The organism is Vibrio sp. OPT24, assembly GCF_015163545.1.
GTDB classification, from domain to species: domain Bacteria; phylum Pseudomonadota; class Gammaproteobacteria; order Enterobacterales; family Vibrionaceae; genus Vibrio; species Vibrio cyclitrophicus.
This window is the reverse complement of the sequence record NZ_JADDYI010000054.1, coordinates 1-688: the sequence shown is the minus strand read 5'-3', so window position 1 is coordinate 688 and position 688 is coordinate 1. Positions and strand designations below refer to the sequence as shown.

The following is a 688-nucleotide window of genomic DNA, read 5'->3' as shown; positions in this document are numbered from 1 at the left end:
GCTTATCGCAAGTTATTACGCCTTTCATCGCCTCTGACTGCCAAGGCATCCACCGTGTACGCTTAGTCACTTAACCATACAACCCGAAAGGGTCTTAGCGTATGGCAACTAACCAAGGTTTTTGGTTGTCATCAAGAAGGGTTAATTCTTGATAACTGTTTGCCGGACTCAATTTACTTTTTGTTTCCACTTTTTAATAAAAAGTGGAATCAAAAAATGAACAATCATTTCTGATCATTCGAATACAAGACACTTGAATGTGTTTGTTGTGTTTATACCGTTCTTATTAAATAAGAGCAGATAAACGTTGAGAACTTTTAAATTTGATTAACTTAATCACAGCCTTGGCCGTTTTGTTTTACTTTTAAAAAAGTAAAAATAATTAAGCTAATCAGTCAGCTTTCCAAATTGTTAAAGAGCAAGAGTTTTAAAAGTATTAAACTTTCAAAACCATTTTTAAATATTTTCAAAGAAAAACACTTAAAGATGGTGGAGCTATGCGGGATCGAACCGCAGACCTCCTCGCTGCCAGCGAGGCGCTCTCCCAGCTGAGCTATAGCCCCATCTGGAAAAGTATTTCTACTCTTAAACTTTCTAAACCTAATCAATCTGTGTGGACACTCATCGTAAGTATCTTCGTATAAGGAGGTGATCCAGCCCCAGGTTCCCCTAGGGCTACCTTGTTACG

General features: G+C 37.9%; 1 tRNA gene. It reads right to left on the bottom strand.

From position 1 onward, the window contains the following. Positions 1-487 precede the first annotated feature (487 nt). Positions 488-563: transfer RNA gene (locus tag IQO02_RS19990), tRNA-Ala, on the bottom strand. Positions 564-688: the final 125 nt, after the last annotated feature.